Genomic DNA, 2,599 nt, shown 5'->3' on the forward strand with positions numbered 1-2,599 from the left:
TTTTAAGGATATGACTTTGTTAAAAAAGCAGCAGTATGTAATGCGAGCAACTAAACCATTTTTAGCTACAGGAGAAGTTCACGCAGTGAACATAAAAACTTACACCGCTGAAGATTGGAAAGTGCAAAAGCATCTTTATTAGATAAAAAAGACATCTCTTACCTTTAAGAGGTGTCTTTTTTATAAGAGCAGATTAAAATCTAAAAATTTAAGGTTTTATATAATATAATTGTGTGAGTAAATTATTTATAATAAATAACTAAAGAATGGCATTACATTCTTGGAGAAAAGATGGAACACTTTATTATTCATGGAAAACAAATTATCGGGGGAGAAATTTCAATTGGGGGAGCAAAAAATGCAGCCTTACCAATATTTTTTGCTTCGATACTCGCAAATGCTGAAGTTGAATTAGCAAATATCCCTAATTTAACTGATATTAGATATACATGTGATATCTTTGTTAACTTTGGAGCAAAGTTGTCAATAGATTTAGATAGTAATAAAGTTTCTTTACAGCCACAGCATATAAGTAATCCTGTAGTGCCTTATGAACTAGCAAGTAAGATGCGAGCTTCAATTTGGGCTCTTGCTCCTCTTGTTGCAAAATTTGGTACAGCTAAAGTATCTTTACCAGGTGGATGTGCGATAGGATCACGTCCTGTTGATATGCACTTAGAGGCTCTAAAAAAACTTGGTGTTAAAATAGAGTTTGCTGAAGGTTATGTAATTGCAACAAGTGAGGGGCGATTAAAAGGTGCGAATATTTTCTTTGACAAGGTATCTGTAGGGGCTACGGTTTCGGCAGTATGTGCTGCAGTTTTAGCTCAAGGGGTTTCAAGAATTGAAAATGTGGCTATGGAACCTGAAGTAGTAGACTTATGTAACTTTTTAGTTGCTTTGGGTGCGAAAATTGATGGGATTGGAACTAAGGTCTTAACTATCACTGGTGTTGAATCTTTAGGTGGAGTAGCAAACTACCGTATAATTCCAGATAGAATTGAGTGTGGAACCTATTTAATTGCTGCTGCCATATCTAAATCAAAAGTTACTTGTCACAATATAATCCCTGAACATTTAGAAGCAACTCTCTCTAAATTAGAAGAAGCTGGTGCTAAGATAACGGTAAGTGGTTCAAGTGTTACCTGTGACATGGAAGGTAAAAGAGCTAAAGCTGTTAATATAGTTACTGCCCCATATCCAGGTGTGGCTACTGATATGCAAGCGCAGTTTACTCTTTTAAATACCGTAGCTGAAGGAGTAGGGATAGTTACAGAGACTATTTTTGAAAATAGATTTATGCATGTTCCGGAATTACAAAGAATGGGTGCTAAGATTACTCAAAGTGGTAATACTATTCATGTACAAGGAGTTGAAGAATTATCAGGAGCGCATGTAAAAGCAACAGATTTAAGAGCTTCGATATCTTTAGTTCTTGCGGGTTGTATTGCTCAAGGAACGACTCATGTAGATGAGATTTATCATATTGATAGAGGTTATGAGTTTATTGAGGAGAGAATGAAATCTATAGGTTGCATTATTACTCGTGAAAGAGCATAAGGATTATTAAAATGTTTGTACATCCTCATAAGCTAAAAATTGAAGAGATTTTAACTAAAGAGTTTGCTCCTTTTTATTTAGAGGTAGTAGATGAATCTTATATGCATCATGGTGGACCTGAAGCTGGATCTCACTATAAAGTAATTATGGCTTCTCATGAGTTTTTAAATTTAAAAATGGTAGAGAGACATAAAAAAGTGCATAAAGTTTTACATTTAGTTTTAAATGATATTCATGCTTTGAGCTTAAAATTATATACTCCAGAAGAATGGCTTAATAATCCAATAGTACCCGCAAGTCCTAAGTGTATGGGTAAAAATAAGTAAAATTAATAGAGTTTTTGAGAAGTATTGTTGAGTATTTTTTAAGGTTATTTTAAGGTTAAATTCTCAACTTGAGAAAAAAGTGTAAAAATCTATTAAAGTTATCACATATATTATCAAAGAGATAAATTTTACTATAAAACAATGAATTAAAATTGGAGATCATAAGGTTATTTGGAATAACCTTATGATCTCATTTTTTATCTCTAAAAAAATTTAGACTAAAAATAAAAAACTTGTGCTTAAAAGTTTCCATAAATTTAATTTTCTTAATCTCGATTATTAGAGAAAGTAAGCATATTTAGATTCTTTTGAAAGTTAAGTTATTGATTAATAGGGTAGCAAGCGGAATTATTTAGAGAAATAGTTCTATAATCTAAATTTAATTTATAGATTTTGAACTTTAATGTGAACAGATCTAATTTAGACTTATGCTTTTAAAGAAAATTCTAGGAGTTATCTATGATTTTTCTTAGGATGTTGTATAATAAAACACACGTAATGAAAGTAAAATACGTACAAAATTACTTTTTACAAAAGATGTATATCTAATATTTTAATTTAAAAAAGTCGCATTAAATTATTAGAAATTATTTAAATAGTTCTTGAGAAAGATCTATTTGTTAAAAAGTATAAAAATAGAGTGTAAATGTTAAGTAGATGTAGCAACAGATCTACTTATGTAAGTGAGGGTAACTATGATTACTATAAAAAAA

At 30.9% G+C, this 2,599-nt stretch carries 2 protein-coding genes; both read left to right on the top strand.

The genetic code is table 11. From position 1 onward, the window contains the following. The first annotated feature begins 291 nt into the window (after window positions 1-291). Window positions 292-1,560 carry a UDP-N-acetylglucosamine 1-carboxyvinyltransferase gene (gene murA, locus CKF59_RS07580; RefSeq protein ID WP_119535300.1) on the top strand — a complete coding sequence of 423 codons (1,269 nt, stop codon included), beginning with the start codon at window positions 292-294 and terminating at the stop codon, window positions 1,558-1,560. An 11-nt stretch (window positions 1,561-1,571) separates the two neighbouring features. Further along, window positions 1,572-1,886, top strand: a complete 315-nt coding sequence (locus CKF59_RS07585) for a BolA family protein (RefSeq protein ID WP_119535301.1) — start codon at window positions 1,572-1,574, stop codon at window positions 1,884-1,886. Window positions 1,887-2,599 lie beyond the last annotated feature (713 nt).

The sequence above is a fragment of the Psittacicella gerlachiana genome (genome assembly GCF_003585965.1).
Taxonomy (GTDB): Bacteria; Pseudomonadota; Gammaproteobacteria; order Enterobacterales; family Psittacicellaceae; genus Psittacicella; species Psittacicella gerlachiana.

Excerpts from the sequence above, each read along its gene's own strand:
- murA (WP_119535300.1), top strand. The coding sequence starts at position 292 with ATGGAACACTTTATTATTCATGGAAAACAAATTATCGGGGGAGAAATT.
- CKF59_RS07585 (WP_119535301.1), top strand. The coding sequence starts at position 1,572 with ATGTTTGTACATCCTCATAAGCTAAAAATTGAAGAGATTTTAACTAAA.